This window comes from Ruegeria sp. CDSA079, from assembly GCF_059612245.1.
Genome location: NZ_JBXWQF010000006.1, coordinates 69342 through 92077 on the forward strand (window position 1 = coordinate 69342; position 22736 = coordinate 92077).

The 22736-nt window shown below is 57.8% G+C and carries 26 protein-coding genes; 11 read left to right on the forward strand and 15 right to left on the reverse strand.

The genetic code is table 11. From position 1 onward, the window contains the following. Nucleotides 1-24 precede the first annotated feature (24 nt). Complete coding sequence (locus AC2FJZ_RS08070; RefSeq protein WP_050603987.1) at nucleotides 25-483, forward strand: Lrp/AsnC family transcriptional regulator; 459 nt, start codon at nucleotides 25-27, stop codon at nucleotides 481-483. A 3-nt stretch (nucleotides 484-486) separates the two neighbouring features. Here the strand turns inward: AC2FJZ_RS08070 and AC2FJZ_RS08075 are convergent, their stop codons facing one another. After that, nucleotides 487-1326: a CPBP family intramembrane glutamic endopeptidase gene (locus tag AC2FJZ_RS08075; protein WP_496776926.1), complete on the reverse strand. Its 840-nt coding sequence runs from the start codon at nucleotides 1324-1326 to the stop codon at nucleotides 487-489. A gap of 290 nt (nucleotides 1327-1616) precedes the next feature. Between AC2FJZ_RS08075 and ppk2 the strand changes: the two genes are divergently transcribed. Then, entirely contained in the window at nucleotides 1617-2534 is a 918-nt protein-coding gene (gene ppk2, locus AC2FJZ_RS08080) for a polyphosphate kinase 2 (protein WP_050603989.1), read from the forward strand. A gap of 45 nt (nucleotides 2535-2579) precedes the next feature. Here ppk2 and AC2FJZ_RS08085 read toward each other — a convergent pair whose 3' ends face one another. Together AC2FJZ_RS08085 and rpsU are read right to left on the reverse strand one after the other, a co-directional pair. Continuing rightward, nucleotides 2580-3734, reverse strand: a complete 1155-nt coding sequence (locus tag AC2FJZ_RS08085) for a CAP domain-containing protein (RefSeq protein WP_496776928.1) — start codon at nucleotides 3732-3734, stop codon at nucleotides 2580-2582. 295 nt (nucleotides 3735-4029) lie between these two features. Continuing rightward, on the reverse strand, nucleotides 4030-4236 hold the full coding sequence (gene rpsU, locus AC2FJZ_RS08090) for a 30S ribosomal protein S21 (protein WP_005614280.1): 207 nt from the start codon (nucleotides 4234-4236) through the stop codon (nucleotides 4030-4032). Nucleotides 4237-4347: 111 nt separating this feature from the next. Between rpsU and AC2FJZ_RS08095 the strand changes: the two genes are divergently transcribed. Both AC2FJZ_RS08095 and AC2FJZ_RS08100 read left to right on the forward strand, forming a co-directional pair. Beyond that, on the forward strand, nucleotides 4348-5040 hold the full coding sequence (locus AC2FJZ_RS08095) for a COQ9 family protein (protein WP_496668474.1): 693 nt from the start codon (nucleotides 4348-4350) through the stop codon (nucleotides 5038-5040). Between the two features lie 61 nt (nucleotides 5041-5101). Then, nucleotides 5102-6088: an NAD(P)H-quinone oxidoreductase gene (locus tag AC2FJZ_RS08100; RefSeq protein WP_496776930.1), complete on the forward strand. Its 987-nt coding sequence runs from the start codon at nucleotides 5102-5104 to the stop codon at nucleotides 6086-6088. Between the two features lie 30 nt (nucleotides 6089-6118). On the opposite strand, the gene AC2FJZ_RS08105 is transcribed toward AC2FJZ_RS08100, so the two are convergent. After that, nucleotides 6119-6976: a DUF2189 domain-containing protein gene (locus AC2FJZ_RS08105; RefSeq protein WP_496776932.1), complete on the reverse strand. Its 858-nt coding sequence runs from the start codon at nucleotides 6974-6976 to the stop codon at nucleotides 6119-6121. A gap of 193 nt (nucleotides 6977-7169) precedes the next feature. Here AC2FJZ_RS08105 and AC2FJZ_RS08110 point away from each other — a divergent pair, with 193 nt between their 5' ends. Further along, nucleotides 7170-8153 (forward strand): quinone oxidoreductase family protein, encoded by a 984-nt coding sequence (locus AC2FJZ_RS08110; RefSeq protein WP_496776934.1) that lies wholly within the window; start codon nucleotides 7170-7172, stop codon nucleotides 8151-8153. A 49-nt stretch (nucleotides 8154-8202) separates the two neighbouring features. On the opposite strand, the gene AC2FJZ_RS08115 is transcribed toward AC2FJZ_RS08110, so the two are convergent. The 10 genes from AC2FJZ_RS08115 to AC2FJZ_RS08160 all read right to left on the reverse strand — a co-directional run bounded on the left by AC2FJZ_RS08115 (nucleotide 8203) and on the right by AC2FJZ_RS08160 (nucleotide 14744). Continuing rightward, the gene (locus tag AC2FJZ_RS08115) at nucleotides 8203-8739 is read right to left on the reverse strand and encodes an outer membrane protein (protein ID WP_050603995.1); all 537 of its coding nucleotides are present in this window, start codon (nucleotides 8737-8739) and stop codon (nucleotides 8203-8205) included. A gap of 248 nt (nucleotides 8740-8987) precedes the next feature. Continuing rightward, nucleotides 8988-9464 (reverse strand): YHS domain-containing (seleno)protein, encoded by a 477-nt coding sequence (locus AC2FJZ_RS08120; RefSeq protein WP_496776936.1) that lies wholly within the window; start codon nucleotides 9462-9464, stop codon nucleotides 8988-8990. 175 nt (nucleotides 9465-9639) lie between these two features. After that, the gene (locus tag AC2FJZ_RS08125) at nucleotides 9640-9915 is read right to left on the reverse strand and encodes a hypothetical protein (protein WP_496776938.1); all 276 of its coding nucleotides are present in this window, start codon (nucleotides 9913-9915) and stop codon (nucleotides 9640-9642) included. Beyond that, entirely contained in the window at nucleotides 9912-10517 is a 606-nt protein-coding gene (gene plsY / locus AC2FJZ_RS08130; RefSeq protein WP_050603998.1) for a glycerol-3-phosphate 1-O-acyltransferase PlsY, read from the reverse strand. Before plsY ends, AC2FJZ_RS08125 begins: the two co-directional genes overlap by 4 nt. Next, on the reverse strand, nucleotides 10517-11797 hold the full coding sequence (pyrC, locus tag AC2FJZ_RS08135) for a dihydroorotase (protein WP_496776940.1): 1281 nt from the start codon (nucleotides 11795-11797) through the stop codon (nucleotides 10517-10519). The genes plsY and pyrC overlap by 1 nt, the downstream gene beginning before the upstream one ends. Continuing rightward, nucleotides 11794-12252 (reverse strand): hypothetical protein, encoded by a 459-nt coding sequence (locus AC2FJZ_RS08140; RefSeq protein WP_496776941.1) that lies wholly within the window; start codon nucleotides 12250-12252, stop codon nucleotides 11794-11796. Before AC2FJZ_RS08140 ends, pyrC begins: the two co-directional genes overlap by 4 nt. Next, complete coding sequence (locus AC2FJZ_RS08145; protein ID WP_496776943.1) at nucleotides 12249-12635, reverse strand: hypothetical protein; 387 nt, start codon at nucleotides 12633-12635, stop codon at nucleotides 12249-12251. The genes AC2FJZ_RS08140 and AC2FJZ_RS08145 overlap by 4 nt, the downstream gene beginning before the upstream one ends. After that, a complete protein-coding gene (locus AC2FJZ_RS08150) occupies nucleotides 12620-13138 on the reverse strand; it encodes a hypothetical protein (RefSeq protein WP_496776945.1) in 519 nt (172 codons plus the stop codon). The genes AC2FJZ_RS08145 and AC2FJZ_RS08150 overlap by 16 nt, the downstream gene beginning before the upstream one ends. Beyond that, nucleotides 13135-14070 carry an aspartate carbamoyltransferase catalytic subunit gene (locus AC2FJZ_RS08155; RefSeq protein WP_050604003.1) on the reverse strand — a complete coding sequence of 312 codons (936 nt, stop codon included), beginning with the start codon at nucleotides 14068-14070 and terminating at the stop codon, nucleotides 13135-13137. Before AC2FJZ_RS08155 ends, AC2FJZ_RS08150 begins: the two co-directional genes overlap by 4 nt. Before the next feature lie 59 nt (nucleotides 14071-14129). Then, the gene (locus AC2FJZ_RS08160) at nucleotides 14130-14744 is read right to left on the reverse strand and encodes a scavenger receptor class F, member 2 (protein ID WP_496776947.1); all 615 of its coding nucleotides are present in this window, start codon (nucleotides 14742-14744) and stop codon (nucleotides 14130-14132) included. Nucleotides 14745-14827: 83 nt separating this feature from the next. On the opposite strand from AC2FJZ_RS08160, the gene AC2FJZ_RS08165 reads away from it, so the two are divergent. The 6 genes from AC2FJZ_RS08165 (at nucleotide 14828) to AC2FJZ_RS08190 (ending at nucleotide 22319) form a co-directional block, all read left to right on the forward strand. After that, nucleotides 14828-15595 carry a uracil-DNA glycosylase gene (locus AC2FJZ_RS08165; protein WP_496776948.1) on the forward strand — a complete coding sequence of 256 codons (768 nt, stop codon included), beginning with the start codon at nucleotides 14828-14830 and terminating at the stop codon, nucleotides 15593-15595. Next, the gene (locus AC2FJZ_RS08170) at nucleotides 15592-16191 is read left to right on the forward strand and encodes a metallophosphoesterase family protein (protein ID WP_496668498.1); all 600 of its coding nucleotides are present in this window, start codon (nucleotides 15592-15594) and stop codon (nucleotides 16189-16191) included. The genes AC2FJZ_RS08165 and AC2FJZ_RS08170 overlap by 4 nt, the downstream gene beginning before the upstream one ends. After that, the gene (locus tag AC2FJZ_RS08175; protein ID WP_496668500.1) at nucleotides 16188-16808 is read left to right on the forward strand and encodes a LysE family translocator; all 621 of its coding nucleotides are present in this window, start codon (nucleotides 16188-16190) and stop codon (nucleotides 16806-16808) included. The genes AC2FJZ_RS08170 and AC2FJZ_RS08175 overlap by 4 nt, the downstream gene beginning before the upstream one ends. A gap of 6 nt (nucleotides 16809-16814) precedes the next feature. Continuing rightward, on the forward strand, nucleotides 16815-17357 hold the full coding sequence (moaB, locus tag AC2FJZ_RS08180; protein ID WP_496776949.1) for a molybdenum cofactor biosynthesis protein B: 543 nt from the start codon (nucleotides 16815-16817) through the stop codon (nucleotides 17355-17357). Nucleotides 17358-17463: 106 nt separating this feature from the next. Next, a complete protein-coding gene (locus AC2FJZ_RS08185) occupies nucleotides 17464-18912 on the forward strand; it encodes an efflux RND transporter periplasmic adaptor subunit (RefSeq protein ID WP_496776950.1) in 1449 nt (482 codons plus the stop codon). A gap of 5 nt (nucleotides 18913-18917) precedes the next feature. Beyond that, on the forward strand, nucleotides 18918-22319 hold the full coding sequence (locus tag AC2FJZ_RS08190) for an efflux RND transporter permease subunit (protein ID WP_496776952.1): 3402 nt from the start codon (nucleotides 18918-18920) through the stop codon (nucleotides 22317-22319). Here AC2FJZ_RS08190 and AC2FJZ_RS08195 read toward each other — a convergent pair. Beyond that, nucleotides 22316-22735 (reverse strand): NUDIX hydrolase, encoded by a 420-nt coding sequence (locus AC2FJZ_RS08195; RefSeq protein WP_496776954.1) that lies wholly within the window; start codon nucleotides 22733-22735, stop codon nucleotides 22316-22318. The genes AC2FJZ_RS08190 and AC2FJZ_RS08195 overlap by 4 nt on opposite strands. Nucleotide 22736: the final 1 nt, after the last annotated feature.

Sequence of the window (22736 nt, forward strand, 5' to 3'; positions counted from 1 at the left end):
AAAATTTGCAAAGGACTTGCGCCAATGGGCTTGGATACGACTGATAGAAAGATTCTGGCGGCGCTTCAGAAAAACGGCCGGATGTCGAATTCGGAATTGTCGGAACAGGTCAACCTGTCCCCATCTGCCTGCCATCGGCGGGTACAGCGTCTTGAGGTTGATGGGTTTATCCGCAACTACGTAGCACTGCTGGATGCGCGCAAAATGAACGTGCCAACAACGGTCTTTGTCGAGATCACGCTGCAAGGTCAGGCCGAGGAGGTTTTGGATTCGTTTGAAAAAGCAGTGGCGCGCATTCCTGACGTATTGGAATGTCACCTGATGGCCGGGACGGCGGACTATATCCTGAAGGTGGTGGCGGAAAACACTGAGGATTTTGCCCGTATCCACCGGCAATACCTGTCGCGATTGCCCGGGGTGGCGCAGATGCAAAGCTCATTTGCTTTGCGTACTGTGTTCAAGACCACCGCTTTGCCGGTCTGATCTTCAGGCGGGGCCGGGATAGGTGAAAAACAACAGATGCACCAGATTGAAGCCGAAATGCATCGCAACAGGCACCCAAAGCCTTTGGGTTGCATAATACCCCAATCCACACGCCAACCCGAGGATGGAGGCAAAGACCACCAGTGCCGGACCTCCGGCGAAATGGGCCAGTCCGAACAGCAAACTGGCCGTAACCACTCCACCCACGGCGCCCAAACGTGACGCGATGGCGGACTGTAGGTATCCGCGAAAGAAGGCTTCTTCTGTGAGGCAGGTCAGAAACAGGTTGGACAGGACAAAGATCAGCCACCAGGGCGGGATCGAAAACTCTGGCTGTACCGCGCCGAGGGCAAGACACAAAAGAAACAGCCCGGGTAATAGCAGAAGCCCTGCGACCAAAGGACCAGTCTTTGACTGAATCGCGCAATGAAGCATCCCGGGCCACGCCAGTAGAACGGCGAAGAAGACCATCGGTTTGTCCAGATTCAGGTGCAGTGTGAAACCGACGCTACCAGCACCAGCCTGCACCTGATCCAGCACTTTCAGGTTTTGAAATCCGGGCAGAAGATGCGCCCCCATGGCCAGACACCACAGGATCAAAAGCGTATGTCCGACAAGTGCAACCCCACTTTTCAGATGCGGCAGCAAGGCGGCTCCGGCCAGCCCACAGACCACAGCTGCGACTGCCACAGGCGTCATCAGTCCGGTTGCCGCGGCAATGCTTGCAAACAGAACCAGCAGGGACAACGCAATGGCTGTGCGCCCCAAAAGAGCGGTCACTTGAGCTGCAATCAGGATCAGCCAAGGCCATGTTGCTGGCAACAAAGAGAGAAAGAATGTCACGGGCCATGTATCCTGTAGGTCCAGACAGTCTTGCCGCACAAAATCGAGGCAATGCAAGCATTCAACAGAACGCGCGCGCTAGGATGCTGCCTTGCGTCAAATCTTACGCTTGTATCCTCTGGGCCGGGCGTTCACATTTAGGGAAAGACCATGTACCCGTGCCTGTCTGGATTTGCGGACGTTTTGGCAGCTGCGGGCGTTATCGCCTTTGCATCAATTTATCTGATGACATCAGGCGGTTACACAGGCCCGATATGGTTCGAACCCGATGACTGAAAAAGGAGCTGACCTTGGCTTACGAAAACAACGGTGGCACCAAAGACTGGCTTGAAGCCGAACTGGAAGACACGCTGGACGAAGATTTCGAGATCGAATTCAGCGAGCCGATGCTTTCTATGGAAGTAAGGAAGATCTATCGGGAACAACACCCGGATATGCTGGATCGCAAGGTCTATTTCCGCAATCTGCTGCGGCTGCAGGCTGAACTGATCAGGGTTCAGGACTGGGTTCAGCATACAGGGGCCAAGGTCTGTATTCTGTTCGAAGGCCGTGACAGCGCAGGCAAGGGGGGCGTGATCAAGCGGATCACCCAGCGCCTGAACCCGCGTGTCGCGCGCGTGGTCGCCTTGCCGGCACCCAGCCGCCGCGAACAGAGTCAGTGGTATTTCCAGCGTTACGTGCCGCATCTGCCCGCAGCGGGTGAAATCGTGTTGTTCGACCGGTCATGGTACAACCGCGCCGGGGTCGAACGGGTGATGGGCTTTGCGTCCGAGGATCAGGTCGAACAGTTCTTTCAGGACGTTCCCGAATTCGAACGGATGCTGGTACGATCAGGGATTATTCTGCTGAAATACTGGTTCTCGATCACCGATGAAGAGCAGCAATTGCGATTCCTCATGCGTATTCACGACCCGATGAAACAGTGGAAGCTGTCGCCGATGGATCTGGAATCCCGCATCCGCTGGGAGTCCTATACCAAAGCGAAAGAGGATATGCTTTTCCGAACCAATATTCCCGAAGCCCCTTGGTACATTGTCGAAGGCAATGACAAAAAGCGCGAGCGGCTGAACTGTATCGAGCACCTTTTGACCAAGGTTCCCTACACGGATGTGCCGCAGGAAAAGGTCAATCTGCCTGATCGCCGGTATAACCCGGAATACGAGCGCCGTGTTCTGCCAGATGAGCTATACGTGCCAAAGGTTTACTGAAGGCAATGGATCGGGGCAGTGTATCTGCCCCGATCCGGAATTTTGTCAGGCCGCTTCCATCATGCAGCCAAAATCGTAAAAGTTGAACACGTAGGTGTCACCGGTGTCTTCTTCTGCTGCGACAGGGCAGGCATCGACGGTTTCTTCGACCGGGCCTGTGTCTTCGACCACAACAACATCCATGTCGTCTTCGGCGGGATCGGTTGGAACCATGTCCTCTTCTTCCCAGTCGAATTCATCGAAGCGCGTCTGAAGCTCTTCTATGAACGCCTCCAATTCGGCGCGGAAGGCAGCTAGGTCGAAACATCCGCTATCCAGTTCTTCCGGTTCTGCGACATCGGTGTCTGGCGTTTCGGTTCCGGGTTCTTCCGGTTCCGCGACGTCGGTGTCTGGCGTTTCGGTTCCGGGTTCTTCCGGCTCTGCGACGTCGGTGTCTGGCGTTTCGGTTCCGGGTTCTTCCGGCTCTGCGACATCGGTGTCAGGCGTTTCGGTTCCGGGCTCTTCCGGTTCCGCGACATCGGTGTCAGGTGTTTCGGTTCCGGGCTCTTCCGGTTCCGCGACATCGGTGTCTGGCGTTTCGGTTCCGGGCTCTTCCGGTTCCGCGACATCGGTGTCAGGTGTTTCGGTTCCGGGTTCTTCCGGCTCTGCGACATCGGTGTCTGGCGTTTCGGTTCCCGGTTCTTCCGGTTCGACAACCTCTTCAGTGGGGGGTGTTGGTACAGGCGGAACTGGAGTGTTGCCGTTGTCCAACATCACGGCTGCGTCGGTTGCAGCAAAGTTCTGAGTGACCATTACCGCGTCGAAACCTTGCATGTCGCCGGTTTCAATACCGATGCCGATGTACTCGAAGTCGGGGTTCAGAATATTCGCGCGGTGTCCCGGGCTGTTCATCAGGTTCTGATGCAACTGGGCGACGTCATCGCTGATGCCGGGTGCGCCGCGTTCCGATTGCCAGGCAATGTTTTCGCCAGTACGCCAGTTGCCTTCCAGATCAAGGCCTGCCGCCTCCATCCGCTGTGTCGCGCTGGAACCGCCCGAACCCGTGTGACTGAACGTGTCTGTGTTCAGCATCCACGTACTGTGATCTTCGGACGAGTCATTCAACTGGGTTTCCAGCTGTAGCGTGTTTAGACCGCGAGCGGTACGCTCAGCATTGATAAGTGTCAGCATTTCTTGCTCGATTGAACTTGCAGTCGACATGGTAGCCTCCGTTTTTTGGTGTCGTCTGATTGGACGAGGCCAGTTACATGCGGCTTGTAGAGATCAGATAGGGGTGCTGAAGTTTTAGGCGAATTCTGGCGGGACGATGCTACCAATACGGGATTCGCTGCGCTGTAAAATGCCGGGCAAAATGTTGCTGGTGTTGAAATGGCGGCTTGTCGCACACCCAACAGGACGAGTCGGCGGATTAAATCCGAGCCCTGAAACGACAAACCCCCGGGCGATGCCTCGGGGGTCGTCAAATAGTGTCATCCAAAGCTGGACGAGTGAGGTTTTAGAGCAAACCTTCGCGCTGTGCTTTCTTACGTGCCAGTTTACGGGCACGGCGGATCGCTTCAGCTTTCTCGCGCGCTTTTTTCTCGGACGGTTTCTCGAAATGTTGCTTGAGCTTCATTTCGCGGAACACGCCTTCGCGCTGCAGCTTTTTCTTCAGGGCACGAAGCGCCTGATCGACGTTATTGTCGCGAACACTAACCTGCATGTGGTTGTCACCACCTTTCTAGATAGAGTTGCAAGGAAATTGCAGGAATTGGCCGTATAGCAAAGCCGGTGTATCTTGTCTAGTACTGGGCCCGACAACCGGAGAACTGCCATGACGACCACATATGAAGATGCAAAACAGCAGCTTTTGGATGCGATGCTGATCCATGTTCCCTTCGATGGCTGGTCGGAAACCAGTTTTCGCGCTTCCATTTCCGACTGTAGCCTGGATGACGGTTTGGCCCGCGCGATTTGTCCACGTGGGGCGGTTGATCTGGCACTGGCCTATCATGCGCGCGGCGATCAAGCGATGCTGGACCGTATCAAGTCCGAAGACCTGAGCGGATTGAAATTCCGCGACAAGATTGCTGCTGCGGTTCGGTTCCGGTTGCAGGCGGTCGAGGACAAGGAGCTGGTGCGCCGCGGTATGACGCTGTTTTCCCTGCCAACCCATGCGGCAGACGGTGCCAAGGCTGTTTGGCAGACCTGCGATCTGATCTGGGACACGCTGGGCGATACTTCGGATGACGTGAACTGGTACACGAAACGGGCCACACTGTCGGGTGTCTATTCCTCGACTTTGTTGTTCTGGCTGGGCGATGATAGCCCCGACCATCAGCTGACGTGGGAATTTCTGGATCGTCGAATCGCAAATGTCATGGAGTTCGAGAAGCTCAAGGCACAGGTGCGCGACAATCCGGTCTTGAAGCCGTTTCTAGCGGTTCCGAACTGGCTGGCGGGTCAGGTGAAAGCGCCCGTGAAAATGCGAGCCGATCTTCCTGGCATGTTGAACCCCCGAAAGTAGCGCGCCTTGTTGCTGGGCCTTGGCCCTGATGCCTGCTAGGCATTGCGCAAAGGAGGTGCCTATGACCCAGATGATGCGCGCTGTTGAGATCACCGAATCGGGTGGTCCGGATGTATTGCAACTGACCGAGCGTCCTGTTCCCAAACCGGGTGAAGGACAGGTGGTGTTGAAAGTGGCCTATGCCGGGGTGAACCGTCCTGATGCGCTGCAGCGCGCAGGGGCCTATGATCCGCCGCCGGGTGCTAGCGACCTTCCGGGGCTTGAGGCGTCAGGAGAGGTGGTCTCGGTCGGTGCGGGGGTCGAAGGGCTGTCGGTCGGCGATCAGGTTTGTGCGTTGCTGCCGGGCGGAGGCTATGCCGAATACGTGGCTACGCCCGCCACTCATTGCCTGCCGGTCCCTGCGGGCATGGGGCTGAAAGAAGCGGCTTGCCTGCCCGAGACCTTTTTTACTGTCTGGTCCAACGTGTTCACGCGTGGTGGTCTGAAGGCGGGCGAGCGGTTTCTGGTCCATGGCGGCTCCAGCGGGATCGGTACAACGGCAATCCAATTGGCCAATGCCTTTGGTGCACGCGTTTTTGCGACGGCAGGGTCGGACGAGAAATGTGAGGCTTGCGTCAAGCTGGGCGCAGAGAAAGCAATCAATTATCGCGATGAGGATTTCGTGGCAGCCATGCGTGCCGAGGGCGGTGCGAACCTGATCCTTGATATGGTGGGCGGCGATTACATACCGCGCAACGTCAAGGCGCTGGTTGAGGATGGGCGTCTGGTTCAGATTGCTTTCCTGCAAGGACCGGTGGTCGAGCTGAACTTTGCCCTGATGATGGTCAAACGTCTGACCTTGACCGGCAGCACCCTGCGCCCGCAGAGCGATTTGGCTAAGGCCCGGATTGCGCAGGACCTGCGCGAGGCCGTTTGGCCTCTGTTGGAGGCAGGAAAGGTCGCGCCCGTTATGGATAGCGAATTTGATCTGGCCGAGGCTGCTGCTGCCCATGCACGCATGGAAAGCTCTGGCCATATCGGCAAGATCGTCCTCAACGTTGCGGGCTAAGTATTGAATGCGCGGGCTTGTCCCGCGTCTTCACGCCACGGCACGGCGGTACAGATGCCATGTGGCGTGACCCAGAATCGGCATCACCACGATCAGACCCAACAGCATCGGCAGGGCGCCCAGAAACAGAAGGGCGGCCACGACGAACCCCCAGCTCAGGATGACGCCAGGGTTCTGACGCAGAACGCGAAACGAAGTCACAACCGCCACCGGCAGCCCCACTTTGCGGTCCAGCAACAAAGGAAAGCTGACAACGCTGACCGCCAGTGCGCAAAGAGCAAACACAAAGCCCACTGCGGTTCCTACGGCAATCATCGTCCATCCAGCAGCGGTGGTGAATACCTGCTCGGCGAAAGCGCCAAGTGTTGCCGGTATGTCAGGACCCATAATGTAGGTGTGAATGGTCTGTGCGACCATCAGCCAGACCAACAGTAGCATGACCAGATAGAACCCCAGCACAAGAATTGCGCCGAAAGATGGTGATCTGAACACGCCGAACGCGTCCAACCAATGCACAGGTTTGCCCTGCTCGCGTTTGCGGCTGATCTCGTACAAGCCCACAGCGGCGACAGGTCCGATCAGGGCAAAGCCCGCGACCAGAGGGGCCAAAAGAGGCACCAAGTTCATATTCAGGGCAAACCCGAACATCAAAAGCCCGGCGATCGGGTAGATGAGGATGATGAACACAGCATCCGCCCGGGTTTCGATAAAGTCGTTATACCCCGCGCGCAGACAGGCGCGAAGGTCTTGCAGCGTCAAGGTCTGCACCATCGGCAGCTCTTTGGCATCCTCGCTGCCCAGGCGCGAGACGCTTTCAGTAACATGATCACCGGCCGCCCCCAGATTTCGGGCGGTCCAGCTGATCGGATTTCCGATTGTTTTGGCCATTTTGCTCCCCTTCCCTGGCGAAAACTGCGCCGCGGGGCGGATCCGGCACCAAGTTGCCCGTGGCCGGACCAGTCGGCAACGCCTGGCGACATTATAGCACAGTTTCGCGGAATCCCGATCAATACTGTGGCACCGGACGGATTGCCCTGTATCGCAGTCATGTTAGCTTGAGGGCAGGCAAGAGGAGGTCAGGATGCAGCAAACAGCGAAAACGGTTGTAATTCATAAGTTCGGCGGGCCCGAAGTTCTGCGGATCGAAGACAGGTCACTGAGCGACCCCGGACCGGGCGAAATCCGTATTCGACACGAAGCCTGCGGTTTGAATTTTATCGATGTATATCAACGCACTGGTTTGTACCCGCTCGATCTTCCTCATGCTTTGGGCATGGAGGCAGCGGGTGTTGTGGAAGCTGTGGGAGAAGGGGTTACACATCTGCAACCGGGGCAGCGGGCCGCTTATGCCTCTGCGCCGCCGGGGGCCTATTGCGAGGCACGTGTGATGCCAGCGGCGCAGGTTTGCCCGCTGCCAGATGACATCACGTTTCAAGCCGCTGCGGCGATGATGCTGAAGGGTTTGACCGTGGAATACCTGTTTCACAGGACCACTCCGCTGAAGCGCGGGGATACGGTCCTATTTCACGCAGCAGCAGGCGGAGTAGGGCTGATTGCCTGCCAATGGGCAAAATCCGAAGGGATCACCCTGATTGGGACGGCAGGAACGGATGATAAATGCAGTCTGGCCCGGTTCAATGGCGCAGCGCATTGCATCAATTACCGAACCGAGGATTTTGCCGAGCGTGTGGCTGAGATCACCAAAGGGCAGGGCGTGGACGTGGTGATGGATTCTGTCGGGGCGGACACATTCGAAGGGTCGCTGGATTGTCTGAAACCGCTGGGCATGATGATTTCGTTCGGCAATGCCTCAGGTCCGGTGCCACCTTTCAACATCGGTGTTCTGGGCCAGAAAGGATCGCTTAAGATCACACGCCCCACTCTGTTCACACATATCGCGGATCATACGGTGTGCCAGGCGATGGCGCGCCGTCTCTTCGGTAAGGTTGAAGGAGGAGAGGTCAAGATCCATGTGGATCAACGCTTTGCGCTTGATCAAGTTGCTGATGCGCATCGTGCCCTTGAGGCCCGGCAGACAACCGGCAGCACAATATTGCACACCTGAAAAGCGACCCGGCTGAAAAGCCGGGTCCAATCTGCTCAATCGATGAGCGTCAGAACCGATAAGCGGCCCGGATTTGTAGTGTTGTTGCGTCAACATCGACGCCGCTTGCATTGAAATTACTGAATTCGTGGTAAAGCAACTCTCCACCGATGCTCACATTAGGAGCCACGATCTGCTCGTAGCCTGCGCCAATGAACCAGCCATCGTCGCTGCCAAGAGTGTCTGTTCCTGCTTCAGCATACCCGGCAATTCCATAAAGCAGACCTTGCGGATTCACCTTGTATCCTGCGCGAGCCTTCAAACGCCAGACATCTTCAACCGTAGCGGCACCAGACAGATCCACGTCGGACCAGTCATAGTCGAAACCACCACCGACAACCCAGTCACCCAGATCATAGTCATAGCCCAGGATAATACCGCCGATTACGCCGTCGCCGTCGACGCCGGCCACGTTGGTGTCCACGTCGGCGTAACCCAGTTGCAGACCGCCATAGAACCCTGTCCAGTTGCCCGAGGATTGCGCCATGGCCGATCCTGCAACAACGGTCGCTGCGGTCGTGATGAGAGCCAGTTTCTTCAATGTCATCTCATATCCTTTCGGTTATCGCTCTGCTCCAGTGAGACATTGCTCACTTATGAAGGTGGATACGATCCTGGTGGGGCGTCGGATCATTCAAAATGTGCACCCCTACGTTTCTGACTGTTGGGAAACGTCGACGTCCTCAAAAACCAGGGCGCATTTGATACTGAAAAGGTAGGAAGAGATGAGGGATCTTCAAACGACATGCGGCGGCGGAACATTCCGCCGCCGACACGCCTGATATTTTCAGCGGATTATTGCTCTTGCAGTTCCGCGGGGGTCTTGTCAGAAATGTCATCCCAGTTTGCGCTTGCGCTTTCGATGAAGCCCGGGATGTCGCCTTCCCAGCGTTCCTGGATGTCTTGCGACAGATTCAGGTACAGCCTGTTGTCAACGATTTTCCAGTGGTTCGGGTCGCCATCAAACTTGAAGCCCATGGCTGTACCGAAGGCACAGTAACCGCCGTAGGCAGGCAAGTACGCTTCCGGGTTGGCTTCGAAGGCAGCTTTGTTTTCTTCCGACGAGAAACGGTACATCGCGTCGTTGTGCAGTGTGGTGATGCGATAGTCGCCCTTGGTTGCTTCGCCAGCGGTGAAATAGGCAACCGGATCATAGCCCTGCATCGCCAGACCAGTCGAGCTTGCGTTGATTTCCACGCCTGCGGCCAGGGTCGAAGTTGCCAGCGCGACAGACAGGGCGACGCCGCCGATCAGAGATTTAAAAGTGTTCATTGCTTCACCTTTCGTGAATGGAGCCTCGTCAGAGTGAGAGCGCAGGCCCCGGTTGTTGTCCTGTGCAGCCCGTAATTGACCGTCACGAAAGCGATCTGGGAAATGAGGTGATCACGTTCAAAACAATGAATTGTGATTGTGCAGCAGCAAAGATGTACTGTTCAAAAATGCAGAGTTAGCTGATTGCGTCAGGCACAAGATCCAGCACAAACGCGATGACTTTACTGGCGGGCATTTCACAGGGCCGCAGCAAAGTGCCGCTTTTGCGTGTCTGGTACAGGTTCAGGCTGATATAATCAGGACCGCCGCGTTCATGGGCCACCAGCTTGTGCGATCTGCCACCCGCCATGCTTTGACCCACAACAACATAGCTTCGACCGTGCGAAGTACCGATGAAACTGCCCTCTGGCAGTGCAAGAAACGCGGCCAGAAATGCGTCGGTGGCTGTCACGGTTTCCCGATTTTCGGTTCCGTTCCGGCCTTGATCCGCGCCACATTCGAGCCGTGACGCCAATAGATCAGAAGCGTTAGGATGATCCCAAGGATAAAGGTCGATCCGTTTGTGAGCACCAGCACCCAGGTCGTCGACAGTGCAGCCGCGGCCAGTGCGCCGACCGAAGAAATCCGCCAGATCGCTGCCGCGACCAACCAGCTCAGGCAGCAGGCCACACCAACGCGCCAATCCAGCGCTAGCCAGAGCCCCAGAAAGGTTGCCACACCTTTGCCGCCCTTGAAGCCAAGCCAAATCGGAAAGCAATGGCCCAGAAAGGCCATAAGGGCCGCAATTTGGGCTGCATCTTCGCCCGCATAGGCGCGCGCAACCAGAACTGCCACAGCCCCCTTGGCGGCGTCAAAGAGCAGAGTCAGGGCCGCAGCGGCCTTATTGCCGGTACGCAGCACATTCGTGGCCCCGATATTGCCGGACCCGATCTCGCGCAGATTGCCCAGACCCATGATCTTAGCCAGGATCAGGCCAAAGGGAATGGAGCCCATTAGATATCCAACCACCGCCCATTGGAGCAGTTCGCTGGTCGAGTTGTCGATCGGGGGCATCAGGAACTCCGGAACACTTCTTTACCTGCCACATAGGTCGAAATGACCTTACCTTGCATCCGCTGGCCGTCAAATGGCGTGTTCTGTGATTTTGATTTTAGCGCAAACCGATCAAGCACAAATGGCACATCCGGGTCGAACAGAACCAGATCTGCCGGGGCGCCATCGGACAGGCGGCCGCTGTCCAGCCCCAACCGTTTTGCGGGATTGAGCGCCATGGCCCGGAACAGGGTTGGCAGGTCTAGTTGAGCTGCATGATAGAGGCGCAACGCGGCGGGCAGCAGCGTTTCCAAGGCCACGGCACCCGAGGCCGCCTCTTCAAATGGCAATCGCTTACTTTCTTCGTCCTGAGGGGTGTGCATCGAGCTGATGATGTCGATCAGACCGGATCGCACAGCCTCGATCACCGCCTGCCGGTCTTCCTCGGACCGCAGCGGTGGCTTGACCTTGAAGAAGGTACGATAATCGGCCACGTCCAGTTCGTTCAAAGTCAGATGGTGTATCGAGGTGCCAGCGGTGATATCCAGCCCATTGCGCTTGGCCCGTTCCAGCGCGGGGAGGGCGCGGGCAGTGGTGATCTGGTCGGCGTGGTAGGCTGCCCCGGTCATCTCCAGTAAAGCAATGTCGCGGTCCAGGCCCATACGTTCCGCCATTGGCGACACGGCCGGCAGGCCGCGTAGGGCTGCGAATTTGCCGCTGGTTGCAGCCGCACCGGCGCTGAGTCCCGGTTCCTGAGGGTGGGCGATCACCAACGCATCGCAGGATTTTGCATAGGTCAGCGCACGGGAAAACACCTTGGTATTCGTGATGACATGATCGCAATCGGTAAAGGCAACAGCGCCCGCGTCCTGCAGGAATCCGATTTCGGTCATCTCACGCCCTTCACGCCCCTTGGTCAGAGCGGCCATCGGCAGCATATTGACCGGCGTGTCGGCTTGTGCCCGGCGGGTGACGAATTCCAGTGTTTCCGGCGTATCGATGGCGGGGCTGGTGTCAGGGCGCGTAACGATGGTGGTCACACCTCCGGCCGCAGCGGCAAGACCAGCCGATTTGTAACTTTCCTTGTGGCGCTCACCGGGTTCGCAGACCTTGACGCCGATATCGATGATGCCCGGTGCCAGACACTTGCCACCACAATCCACAATCTGCTGGTCAGAATCCGGATCGTTGCCCTCTCCACGTGCAACGATCCGACCGTTGGATACCTGTAGCCACCCGGTTGTGTCTGTTCCGCCTTCGGGATCGATCAAGCGGGCATTGGTGAAGAGAACAGCAGTCATTTTAAGGCCTCGCGGGCTTGCTCCAGTGCTTTCAGAGCGTCGTCGGGATCGGAAAGATGGTCGAAAGAAAAGAAAGGATGACGGTCAAACGACAAACGCCTCCGGGTAACGGAAAAATTCAGGAACTGATTGATCTCCAGTTTTTTGGATTTTCCTATCTTGTTGATTTGCTGCGCGTAATATGTGGCTACTACATACACACGTTGAGTGCGAAGAAAGCGGTCGGCCCACAGGAAAAATGCAAATCCGAATGTGACAAACAGAATCTTCCACAGCCCTCTGGTCGTTTCCACAAGCCATGGGCTGGTGATCCAGATACCGATCAACAAACCAATCGTGACGAAATACAGCAGGGCCAGACGAGGGGGGAAATACCCCTGATCCGGTCTTCCGACCCATAATACGTTTTCGCCATCCGGGATGCGAGCCCGCCACCATTCTGTTTTCTCGCTCATCGAACACCCCTTTCGATTGCGGCTTTGGTGGCCACCGGGTCCGCCTGATACTTGATTAGATGCTTGTCGCCGCTCTTGGTGACGATCTGGACAAAGCTGCCCATGGTGTTGATCTTCTCGATCTGGTTCAGCGGCACCTTGCGCGGGCCAGGGCCGGTCAGGGTGGTGTCTGACATCTCCCAGTTGGCAACCAACTCTTCCGAGGCCAGATACCCTGCGCGGATGCCAATGGCGACCAGACCTGCAGGGGCGCCTGTCCAAATGTAAGGATTTCCGAACAGCCACAGAACGAGCATGGCACCGGCCATGGCCACAGCGGCCAGCCACGCGTTGGTGCGGATATAGGACCCTTTGTCCGGGGCGAAGATCACAGAATTAGCCATATGATGCCTCCAAGGACCAAAAGCGCTACAAGTGCCAGAATGGCTGACCCGATACGGCGGGGTTGGTCATTCGTTGGGGTAGCTTGCGGGCCCGAGAAGGGTTTGGCGCTTTCGGTTTCGATGGCCCCTCCGGTCCAGTTTGTGGTCTCTTCCGTGAACAGGCCGATCAAGCGGAGACGGGGGTCCAGCCTCAGCGTTGCGGGGCGCTCTTTGAAAGCAGCGCTGCGCAGGATCATGACCCAGCCTTCGATTGCGGCCAGAGCGTCCCGGTCCAACTGATCTGCGGACACGCCGCACCCTTCGGTCAGGTAGCCATAAAGCCCAAGGTCCTCGAGGTCGGACACCGGGAAAATATCGATGTGGTCAGGGTCCAGCCCGTCAACCCCAAGTACCTGATCGGCGGCACCCGGTTCGCGCAGGAACTTTGCCTCTTCCGGGCGCATGTCCAGCGCAAACAGGCGGATCACGCCGCGCTCATGGGGGGCGACGGTCAGATCTCTCATGCGGCCTCTCGCAGGTTGCGGGCCAGCAGGTCCATCGCTGCCATGCGGACGGCCACGCCCATTTCCACCTGTTCTTGAATAACCGAACGGTTGATGTCGTCGGCCAGCGTGCCGTCGATCTCAACCCCCCGGTTCATCGGGCCGGGATGCATGACGATGGCGTCTGGCTTGGCCTGTGCCAGCTTCGCGGCATCCAGACCATAGCGGTGATAGTATTCGCGTTCCGAGGGGATGAACCCGCCATCCATCCGCTCTTTCTGAAGACGCAGCATCATGACAACGTCAACGTCCTTCAGACCCTCGTTCATGTCATCATAAATCTCGGCCCCGAACTCAGCGAACTGTGACGGTACCAGCGTGGGTGGGCCGATTAGGCGAATGCGGTTTTCCATCTTGCCCAGCAGGATCAGATTAGAACGGGCAACGCGGGAATGCGCAACATCGCCGCAAATGGCGATGTTCAGCCGATGCAGACGGCCTTTGGCGCGACGGATGGTCAAGGCGTCCAGCAGGGCCTGCGTGGGGTGTTCATGTTTGCCGTCACCCGCGTTCAGAACGGCGCAATTGACCTTTTGCGCCAGCAGATCGACCGCACCCGAATGGGGGTGCCGGACCACCAGCAGATCAGGATGCATCGCGTTTAATGTCATTGCAGTGTCGATCAGGGTTTCACCCTTTTTGATCGAGCTGGCCTGCATTGCCATGTTCATCACATCCGCACCCAGACGTTTCCCCGCCAGTTCGAAACTGGCCTGTGTCCGGGTCGAGTTTTCAAAGAACATGTTGATCTGGGTCAGCCCCGATAGCACATCGGAATGCTTGGTCGACTGGCGGTTCATGGCGACATAGGTTTCGGCCAGATCCAGAATTTCGGTGATATCGGATTGGGACAGATGCTCGATGCCAAGAAGGTGACGATGGGCGAAACGCATGGGCGGGCTCCTGTCTGACAATCGCGCCGCTTATAGAAAGCTGTGCGGCGCAAGGCAACCTAAGGTTCCGTGCCCTCTGGCAGTTTTTCGCAGCCACCCCCGGGCAGGCATTGTTCACCCGGTTTGCACCATTTGCCATAGCCGCAGTCGATGGCTTTGATCGGGACGCAGCCCTGATGGGTCGAGCATTTGAAGCCGGGGCGGCATTGCGATCCGGTTTCTTCGCACAAGAACCATCCCGGACGGGAACAGCCCCCGCCAGGCAGGCAGGATGAACCGCGCGCGCAGGTTCTACCATCATCGCATGTGGTTGGTGGCGTTGTGTCCAGTTCGGGTGCGATCCGTTCACACTCGCCACGCCCGTTGCAGAAACTGCCGCCCGGGCAATCCAGACGTGATGTGCACTTGTTCAGGCCTGCGGGCGCACATCTGGTTCCACCGGCCACGCAGCGTTCGAATGGACCACAGGTGCGACCGCCGCCGCAATACGTGCCGCCCTGCGGAATGCAGTGGCCATCAAAGCTGCATCTTTGTCCACCCGAGCAACAGGTATTGCCGCATTTGAACTGACCCGCACGGCACTGCCCGTGTTTGTCGTGAAACGTGGCCAATGCCGGATCACCGGTGATTGCCAGCACCAATCCAACAAGGAGGAATCGCAAAATTCTGAGCATCACACCCCGATGGTCGGCGCGACAGAGCGACCGATCAAGCCCTATTCGCTTTCCCTCAGCCCTCAGGCAGGTAAATTATCCGTATGGAATCAGGCTTGGACTATTATTCTGCGCGGGCGCTGCTGGAATGGCAGATCGAACTGGGCGCGACCGAAGCTATCGGGGATGCACCGGTTGACCGGTATGCGTTGCCGGATACGTCGCCCAAGCCCAAGAAAGCAAAAGCCGCGACTGCCGCTCCGACAAAGCCCAAGGCAGTTGACCCCGTGGCAACTGCCCGCTCAGTCGCGCAGGCGGCAAGTTCGCTGGACCAGTTGCGCAGCGCGATGGAGGCATTCGAGCAATGTGAACTAAAGCGCGGGGCACGGCAGCTTGTCTTTGCCGACGGCACTCCGGGTGCGCGGGTGATGATCATTGGCGAGGCTCCGGGGCGCGAAGAAGATCGCGAAGGGAAACCCTTTGTTGGTCGCGCAGGTCAATTGTTGGACCGAATGCTGGCAGCGATAGATCTGGATCGTCGTGAGAACGTCTACATTACCAATGTGCTGCCATGGCGACCGCCGCAGAACAGGGATCCCAAACCCGAAGAGATCGGGATGATGAAACCTTTCCTCGAACGCCACGTGGCGCTGGCCAAGCCCGAGGTTCTGGTCGTGATGGGCAATATCAGTTGTCAGGCGGTGCTTGGAAAACGCGGCATTACCCGTTTGCGCGGCAACTGGGATCAGGCGATGGATTTGCCGGTGATCCCGATGTTCCACCCGGCCTATCTGTTGCGTCAGCCGCAGATGAAGCGGCAGGCCTGGGCGGATCTGCTAGAGTTGAAAGCGCGGCTGCGAGGAGCATCATGAAGGTTCTGGCCTTTTCCGATTTGCACATGGCACGTAACCGGGCAGCCGATCTGGTTGCGGCCAGCACCGAGGCTGATCTGGTCATTGGCGCAGGCGATTATTGCAATATGCGGCAGGGTCTGGATGAAGCGATGCAGATGCTTTCGGGGATTGCAGCGCCGTTGGTCCTGATCCCCGGAAATGCCGAAAGTGCAGAAGAACTGGGCGATGCTGCCCCGGAAGGTGTCCATGTCTTGCACGGGTCTGGTATGACCATCGACGGGTTACGCCTGTTTGGCCTGGGCTATGGCGTGCCCCCCACGCCGTTTGGCGATTGGTCCTGTGACTTGACCGAAGGCGCGGCCGCCGAGATGCTCGATAGGTGTGACGCGGCCGATATCCTGATCGTGCATTCACCGCCCAAAGGCTATGGTGACCAGACATCGCAAGGCCTGTCGGTCGGATCGAAAGCTGTGCGAGATGCGATTGAACGTCTGCAGCCCGGGTTCGCGTTTTTTGGTCATGTGCATGAAAGCTGGGGCTATCGCGGATCACTGGGCCAGACGTGCTTGGCCAATCTGGGCCCGACTCCAAGTTGGTTTGAGGTGAATACGTGATCGAGCTCCAGACTTTGCTGGTCTTTGTTCCAGCTGCCTTAGCGCTGAGCCTGACGCCCGGCGCTGATATGATGTTCTGCTTAGGTCAGGGTCTACGGTCGGGTGCCTGGCCCTCTGTCTCGGCAAGCGCCGGGGTGTCTGTGGGCTCTATGATTCATGTCCTGCTTGCGGGTCTTGGGCTTGGGGCTGCGGTGTCTGCTCTGCCTTGGCTTTTTGAAGTGATCCGATGGCTGGGCGCAGCTTATCTGATGTATCTGGCTTGGGGTGCTGTCCGAAACGGCGCTTCGGCAGAGGAAGCACCTGCGCGATCGACACGATTAGCTTTTCGTGACGGGATGTTGGTCAACCTGACCAACCCCAAGGTCATTCTGTTCGTCCTGGCCTTTGTGCCACAATTCGTCGATCCGACTGCGGGTTCGGTCCTGCTGCAGTTCCTGATCTTTGGCCTGATCATCGCGTTTGGCGGGTTCTTGGTGAATGGGTTGGTTGGTATTTTTGCCGGGCGCGCTGGCAGAGTATTGATCGGCAACCCGCGCGCCTCACGTGTTATTGGTTGGATTACAGGTGGTATTTTTGCCGCGCTTGCAGTCCGGCTTGCCATTTTGGAAAGGGCCTGACGCAAGATGTCACGCATCGACGAAAGCAAAAAGTTTATCCCGGTCAAAATCGCCGTCCTGACCGTTTCGGATACAAGGTCGATGGACGAGGATCGCTCGGGCCAGACACTGGTGGACCGGATCGAAAAGGCGGGCCATGTGGTGGCTGATCGCAAGATCATCCGGGACGAACGCAATCAGATTGCCGATCAACTGCGCGCCTGGGTGGCGGATGATCAGATTGACGCCGTGATTTCGACCGGGGGCACAGGCTTGACAGGGCGCGACGTGACCGTCGAAGCCCATCGGGACGTCTACGAGAAAGAGATCGACGCCTTTGGCACCGTCTTTACGATTGTCTCGATGGAAAAAATCGGCACCTCTGCGGTGCAATCCCGTGCAACGGGGGGCGTTGCCGGTGGCACGTACCTGTTCGCATTGCCGGGCAGCCCGGGGGCCTGCAAGGATGCGTGGGACGGGATACTCGAAAAACAGTTCGATTATCGCCATCGCCCCTGCAATTTTGTGGAAATAATGCCCAGATTGGACGAACATCTGCGACGGAAGTAGACTGGTCGTACGTTCAATTCCGTATAACTGCTTTGTGGCTTGGCATAATTCGTAATCCAGCTACATGTTGGGAACGGCAGCTTGGTGCAACCGGGGTAACTGACTGATGCGATTTCTGCGGCAAAGTCTTGTCGGTGTTTTTCTGGCGTTTCTGACGCTGGCTTTGCTGTTTGTTGCCGCGCAGATCATTTTGGGCGCGGTGCAGGATGTTCTGACACGGGAAGATTCAACACCCCCTTCGCGCGAGAGGGTCTTTGCGGTTGCGGTGCGTCAGGCCGAAGCAGAAACCGTAACCCCCTATCTTGAGGCATTCGGAGAGGTCCAAAGCCGCCGCAGGCTGGAACTGCGCGCAGCGCTGGGCGGGCGCGTGATTGCCCTAGCCGAAGATTTTGAGGACGGCGGTTCGGTTTCGGCGGGTGAGGTATTGGTCGAACTGGACCCTGCGGATGCACAATCTGCTCTGGATCGGGTCAAATCCGATCTTTTGGATGCTCAATTTGAAGAGCGCGATGCCGAACGCTCTTTGCTGCTGGCGCAGGACGAGTTGAAATCGGCCGAAGCGCAGGCAGACCTGCGTGAACGGGCGCTGCAACGTCAGCGTGACCTGCAATCCCGGGGTGTCGGTGCCGCTGCCAGCGTGGAAGAGGCCGAACTGGCCGCGACTTCGGCACAGCAGGCGGTTCTGGCCCGCCGTATCGCGCTGGCGCAGGCAGAATCTCGTGTTGATCAGGCCATGACATTGCAGGCCCGCGCGGTGATCGCATTGGAAGCCGCGGAACGCGACCTTGAGGATATGACAGTTCGGGCGGGTTTTAGCGGCACTTTGACCGATGTGACTCTGGTGGAAGGGCGATTGGTATCAGCCAATGAAAAGCTGGCCGAACTGGTCGATCCCAACGCCCTTGAAGTCGCGTTCCGGGTCTCTACGGCACAGTTTGTCCGCCTGTTGGATGGAAACGACCGCCTGATTAACGGACCAGTTACGGTGTCGCTGGAAGTCACCGGCGCAGATTTGAGCGCGACGGGTCAGATCAGCCGCGACAGCGGCTCTGCCGGAGAAGGACAGACCGGGCGTTTGATCTATGCCCGCCTGCAAGAGGCGTCAGGCTTCAAGCCCGGCGATTTTGTGACCGTTTCGGTTCAGGAGCAGCCGGTCGCAAATGTCTATCGCCTGCCGTCTTCGGTTCTCGATGCATCTGACACTGTACTGGTGCTTGGCGCGGATGACCGGCTGGAAAGCCTGCCTGTGCAATTGATCCGCAGGCAAGGCGACGAGGTTCTGTTGCGGGGCGACGGGCTGGAAGGACGCGAAGTTGTCATTGGGCGCACGCCTCTTCTGGGTTCCGGCGTGCGGGTGCGGCCGTTGCGCGTTGAAGCCGGGGTAGATCCGGACATGGTTGAGTTAAGCCCCTCGAAACGGGCCGCGCTTGTGGCGAAGGTCGAAGCCAGTGAATCCATGCCGCAGAACGAAAAATCACAGCTGCTGGGCCAATTGCAGGAAGCGCGTGTGCCTGCCTCGCTGGTGCGTCGCCTTGAAACCAAGGCTGGGGGCTGAACGCCATGATGCGTGAAATACCCGGCGCAGCGGGTGGTATTCTCAGTTATTTCACGCGCCATCGGACCGTTGCCAATCTACTGTTGCTGGTGATGCTGGTCCTGGGTGCTGCAGCAATCCCTAACATGCGGGCACAATTCTTTCCGGACGTTATTCTGGAACGTGTCGATGTAAGCGTCACGTGGGATGGTGCCGGGCCGGAGGACATGGATGCCGGTATTGTGCAATTGCTGGAACCTGCGCTGCTGGCTGTTGAAGGGGTGACCAGCACCGAGGCCAGCTCACATCCGGGATGGACCCGTGTCAGACTGGAGTTCGAGCCAAACTGGGACATGTCCCGCGCGGTTGAGGATGTCAGAACCGCCGTAGACGGTGTGTCGGACCTGCCGGAAGGATCCGAAGAGCCCGAGATCAAACGCGGTGCATGGCGGGATCGAGTAACGGATCTTGTCATCAGCGGTCCCTCTGATACCAACCAATTGGCGAAGATGACGGACGAGCTGATCAATCGTTTGTTCACTGCCGGTGTAACTCGCACGACAATCCGGGGCATTGCGGCACCGCGGATCGTTGTCGAAGTCACCACGGCGCAGTTGATCGCCAACGACATTTCAATGGCAGATATAGCAGCAGCGATTGGAGCCGAGGTAAATACTGATCCTGCCGGAGCAGTGGAGGGCGCGGGCGCGCGTATCCGGGCTGGGACTGAAAAACGCACTCCCGAACAAATCGAAGGAATTGCACTGCGGACAAATGCCGACGGATCGAAACTCAAGGTCGGGGACGTAGCAACTATCCGGGTCGAAGGGGTAACGCGGTACCGCAGTTACTTTGTGGCCGACGACCCGGCCATGTCCATCAGGGTAGACCGGTCAAATCTGGGCGATGCGATAGAGATCCAGCGTACGGTCGAAGACGTTGCACGTGAGATGCAGGCCAGCTTGCCTAAAGGTGTGAAAATCGATCTGATCCGTACCCGAGCACAGGCCATTACTGATCGATTGAACATCCTTGTGGATAACGGCTTGATGGGCCTTGGCCTTGTTGTCTGCCTGTTGTTTCTGTTCCTCAATGCACGCATCGCCTTTTGGGTTGCAGCGGGTATCCCGGTGGCGATGTCGGCGGCCATTGCGCTGATGTATCTGGGGGGGCTGTCGCTGAACATGGTTTCGCTGTTTGGCCTGATCATTACCCTTGGTATCGTGGTGGATGACGCCATTGTGGTGGGTGAACATGCCGATTTCCGTGCCCGGCGTCTGGGCGAAGCGCCTGTGGTGGCCGCTGAACGTGCGGCCCGGCGCATGGCGATGCCCGTTCTGGCAGCGACCGTGACAACCGTGATCGCGTTTTTTGGCCTGACCTTGGTGGGCGGTCGATTCGGAGAGATGATCCGCGATATTCCTTTTACGGTCATTGCAGTTCTGATCGCGTCGCTAGTCGAATGCTTCCTGATCTTGCCCAATCACATGGCGCACGCCATCGCGCATTCGGCCAAGGAACACTGGTATGACTTGCCAAATCGTGTCGTCAATCGCGGTTTCCGTTGGGTTCGGGACCACCTGTTCCGCCCTCTTATCGCTTGGGTGATTTGGGCGCGCTATGTGGTTGTGGCAATGATGATCGTTGTGTTGGCCAGCCAAGTCGCGCTGTTCATTCGCGGTGATGTGAACTGGCGTTTTTTCAATGCACCCGAACGTAGTTCGGTGAGTGGCGGCTTTATCATGCGCGAAGGCTCGACCCGTTCAGATACGCTTGAAATGATGCGCATGGTGCAGGAAGCGGCCAACGAGCTGGGCCAGATCTATGAAGAGCGTCATGGCCGCAATCCGATTGACTACGTCCTCGCCGAGGTTGGCGGCAACGCAGGCCGACAGCTGGCCGCCGCGGATGGTAAGGATGGAACTTTGTTGGGGGGGATCTCGATCGAGTTGATCGATGCTGATCTGCGTCCTTATTCAAGTTTTGAGTTTGTGGGAGAGTTGCAGGAATTTGCGCCACGCCATCCCAAACTCGAAGTAATCAGCTTTCGGGGGTGGCGCTCCGGGCCTGGGGGCGATGCCATCGATGTGCAGTTTTACGGCTCTGACGTGAATGTTTTGAAGGCCGCGTCAGAAGACCTGCAAACCGAGCTTTCGAAGTTCCCTGAAGTCTCGGCGCTCGAGGACACTCTGGCTTATGACAAGGAAGAATTTCTTCTGGACCTGACCGCACAGGGACAAGCGCTGGGCTTTCGGATTGAAACATTGGGGCGGGCGTTACGCAATCGGTTGAACGGTATCGAGGCGGCAACATTCCCCGACGGGCCGCGCAGTGCCGAGATCCGTGTGGAACTGCCCGAAGGTGAGCTAACGGCAGATTTCCTTGAGCGCACGCTCATGCGCTCACCCGATGGGGTCTATGTGCCACTGGCCGACATCGTTTCGGTCGAGCGTAAGTCGGGATTTTCGACTGTTCGGCGTGAGAACGGCCTGAGGGTGGTTTCGGTCATGGGCGATATTTCCGAGGATGACCCGGCGCGTGCGGCTGAAATCGAACGCGTGATGCAAGACGAGATTCTGCCCAACATCGCTGCGGAACGCCAGGTCGAGTGGCGCATGTCCGGTCTGAGTGAGCAGGAGAACGAGTTCCTGGCCGAGGCGCGCACCGGGCTGATCCTGTGTCTGACCGGAATCTACCTTGTGCTGGCCTGGGTGTTTGCAAGCTGGTCGAGACCTTTGGTGGTCATGGCAATAATCCCCTTTGGCCTGGTGGGGGCGATCTGGGGCCATTACATCTGGGATGTGCCGCTGAGCATGTTCACGGTGGTTGGCTTGCTGGGCATGACCGGGATCATTATCAACGACTCGATTGTTCTGGTGACCACAATAGATGGGTATCAGCAGGACCGTGGGTTGGTTCCTTCGATTGTCGAGGGCACGGCTGACAGGCTACGGCCCGTGATGTTGACCACGCTGACCACGGTTCTTGGGCTTGCGCCGCTGCTTTATGAGGGTTCGCAACAGGCGCAGTTCCTTAAGCCGACCGTGATCACTCTGGTCTATGGGCTGGGATTTGGGATGTTGCTGGTCCTGATCCTCGTGCCTGCTCTGCTAGCGATCCTCAACGATTTTGCGCGCCCTATGACTGCCATGCGCCGGGCCGCGCGCGCGCCGGACCGAGTGGTTCGGGCGGCATTGATGGGCACTGTTGCCGCCTTGGCGATTTGGTTTGGTCTGACGATGATCTGGCCCGCAGTCACCGGCGCGCCGATTGAGGCGTTGCAGGGTCTCTACCCCGGCGCGGACGGTATCGCGGCTTTGCAAATGGGGCTGGGCGCATTCCTGGCCGGAGCCTTGCCGATTGTGGCGCTGAGCGTTTTGGTGTCTGGCTTGCTTTATGTCCGGATCGCCCGGTCAGCAGGTGCCTAACCCGCGCGTACGGCGTATTCCATCAGATCGACAACCTGAGCGCTCATCGGCAGGTCGCCTTTGCGTATCTGGTCGATCGGAAACCAACGCGCATCCAGCGCGTCGTCACCCGCTTTGGGCGTGCCAGAAAGGTACTGACAGGCGACACCAACCAGCAGGTAATGGGACAGGACCTGACCCTTTGGATCGTGTCGCAGCAGATCCAAATTCTTCAGATAATGCGACGGTTCTGCGATCACCGAGGTTTCCTCGAACAATTCGCGATGTGCGGCCTCCAGAACGGTCTCACCCCATTCCACATGGCCACCCGGAAAACCCCACAGCCCGGCATCCGGCTGTTTGCTGCGCTGCACAAGCAGCACCTGATCCTGATGCAGAACAACCGCCAAGGCACCGATCTTTGGAGTTCGAGTCACA

What these genes read in the sequence shown, in the direction of transcription:
- AC2FJZ_RS08120 (WP_496776936.1), bottom strand. Translation starts at nt 9,464, where the DNA reads ATGAACACTTTTAAATCTCTGATCGGCGGCGTCGCCCTGTCTGTCGCG.
- AC2FJZ_RS08160 (WP_496776947.1), bottom strand. Translation starts at nt 14,744, where the DNA reads ATGCTCAGAATTTTGCGATTCCTCCTTGTTGGATTGGTGCTGGCAATC.
- rpsU (WP_005614280.1), bottom strand. Translation starts at nt 4,236, where the DNA reads ATGCAGGTTAGTGTTCGCGACAATAACGTCGATCAGGCGCTTCGTGCC.
- AC2FJZ_RS08100 (WP_496776930.1), top strand. Translation starts at nt 5,102, where the DNA reads ATGACCCAGATGATGCGCGCTGTTGAGATCACCGAATCGGGTGGTCCG.
- AC2FJZ_RS08185 (WP_496776950.1), top strand. Translation starts at nt 17,464, where the DNA reads ATGCGATTTCTGCGGCAAAGTCTTGTCGGTGTTTTTCTGGCGTTTCTG.
- AC2FJZ_RS08115 (WP_050603995.1), bottom strand. Translation starts at nt 8,739, where the DNA reads ATGACATTGAAGAAACTGGCTCTCATCACGACCGCAGCGACCGTTGTT.
- AC2FJZ_RS08165 (WP_496776948.1), top strand. Translation starts at nt 14,828, where the DNA reads ATGGAATCAGGCTTGGACTATTATTCTGCGCGGGCGCTGCTGGAATGG.
- AC2FJZ_RS08190 (WP_496776952.1), top strand. Translation starts at nt 18,918, where the DNA reads ATGATGCGTGAAATACCCGGCGCAGCGGGTGGTATTCTCAGTTATTTC.
- AC2FJZ_RS08155 (WP_050604003.1), bottom strand. Translation starts at nt 14,070, where the DNA reads ATGCGTTTCGCCCATCGTCACCTTCTTGGCATCGAGCATCTGTCCCAA.
- AC2FJZ_RS08170 (WP_496668498.1), top strand. Translation starts at nt 15,592, where the DNA reads ATGAAGGTTCTGGCCTTTTCCGATTTGCACATGGCACGTAACCGGGCA.
- AC2FJZ_RS08150 (WP_496776945.1), bottom strand. Translation starts at nt 13,138, where the DNA reads ATGAGAGATCTGACCGTCGCCCCCCATGAGCGCGGCGTGATCCGCCTG.
- AC2FJZ_RS08070 (WP_050603987.1), top strand. Translation starts at nt 25, where the DNA reads ATGGGCTTGGATACGACTGATAGAAAGATTCTGGCGGCGCTTCAGAAA.
- pyrC (WP_496776940.1), bottom strand. Translation starts at nt 11,797, where the DNA reads ATGACTGCTGTTCTCTTCACCAATGCCCGCTTGATCGATCCCGAAGGC.
- AC2FJZ_RS08145 (WP_496776943.1), bottom strand. Translation starts at nt 12,635, where the DNA reads ATGGCTAATTCTGTGATCTTCGCCCCGGACAAAGGGTCCTATATCCGC.
- moaB (WP_496776949.1), top strand. Translation starts at nt 16,815, where the DNA reads ATGTCACGCATCGACGAAAGCAAAAAGTTTATCCCGGTCAAAATCGCC.
- AC2FJZ_RS08095 (WP_496668474.1), top strand. Translation starts at nt 4,348, where the DNA reads ATGACGACCACATATGAAGATGCAAAACAGCAGCTTTTGGATGCGATG.
- AC2FJZ_RS08110 (WP_496776934.1), top strand. Translation starts at nt 7,170, where the DNA reads ATGCAGCAAACAGCGAAAACGGTTGTAATTCATAAGTTCGGCGGGCCC.
- AC2FJZ_RS08140 (WP_496776941.1), bottom strand. Translation starts at nt 12,252, where the DNA reads ATGAGCGAGAAAACAGAATGGTGGCGGGCTCGCATCCCGGATGGCGAA.
- plsY (WP_050603998.1), bottom strand. Translation starts at nt 10,517, where the DNA reads ATGCCCCCGATCGACAACTCGACCAGCGAACTGCTCCAATGGGCGGTG.
- AC2FJZ_RS08085 (WP_496776928.1), bottom strand. Translation starts at nt 3,734, where the DNA reads ATGTCGACTGCAAGTTCAATCGAGCAAGAAATGCTGACACTTATCAAT.
- AC2FJZ_RS08105 (WP_496776932.1), bottom strand. Translation starts at nt 6,976, where the DNA reads ATGGCCAAAACAATCGGAAATCCGATCAGCTGGACCGCCCGAAATCTG.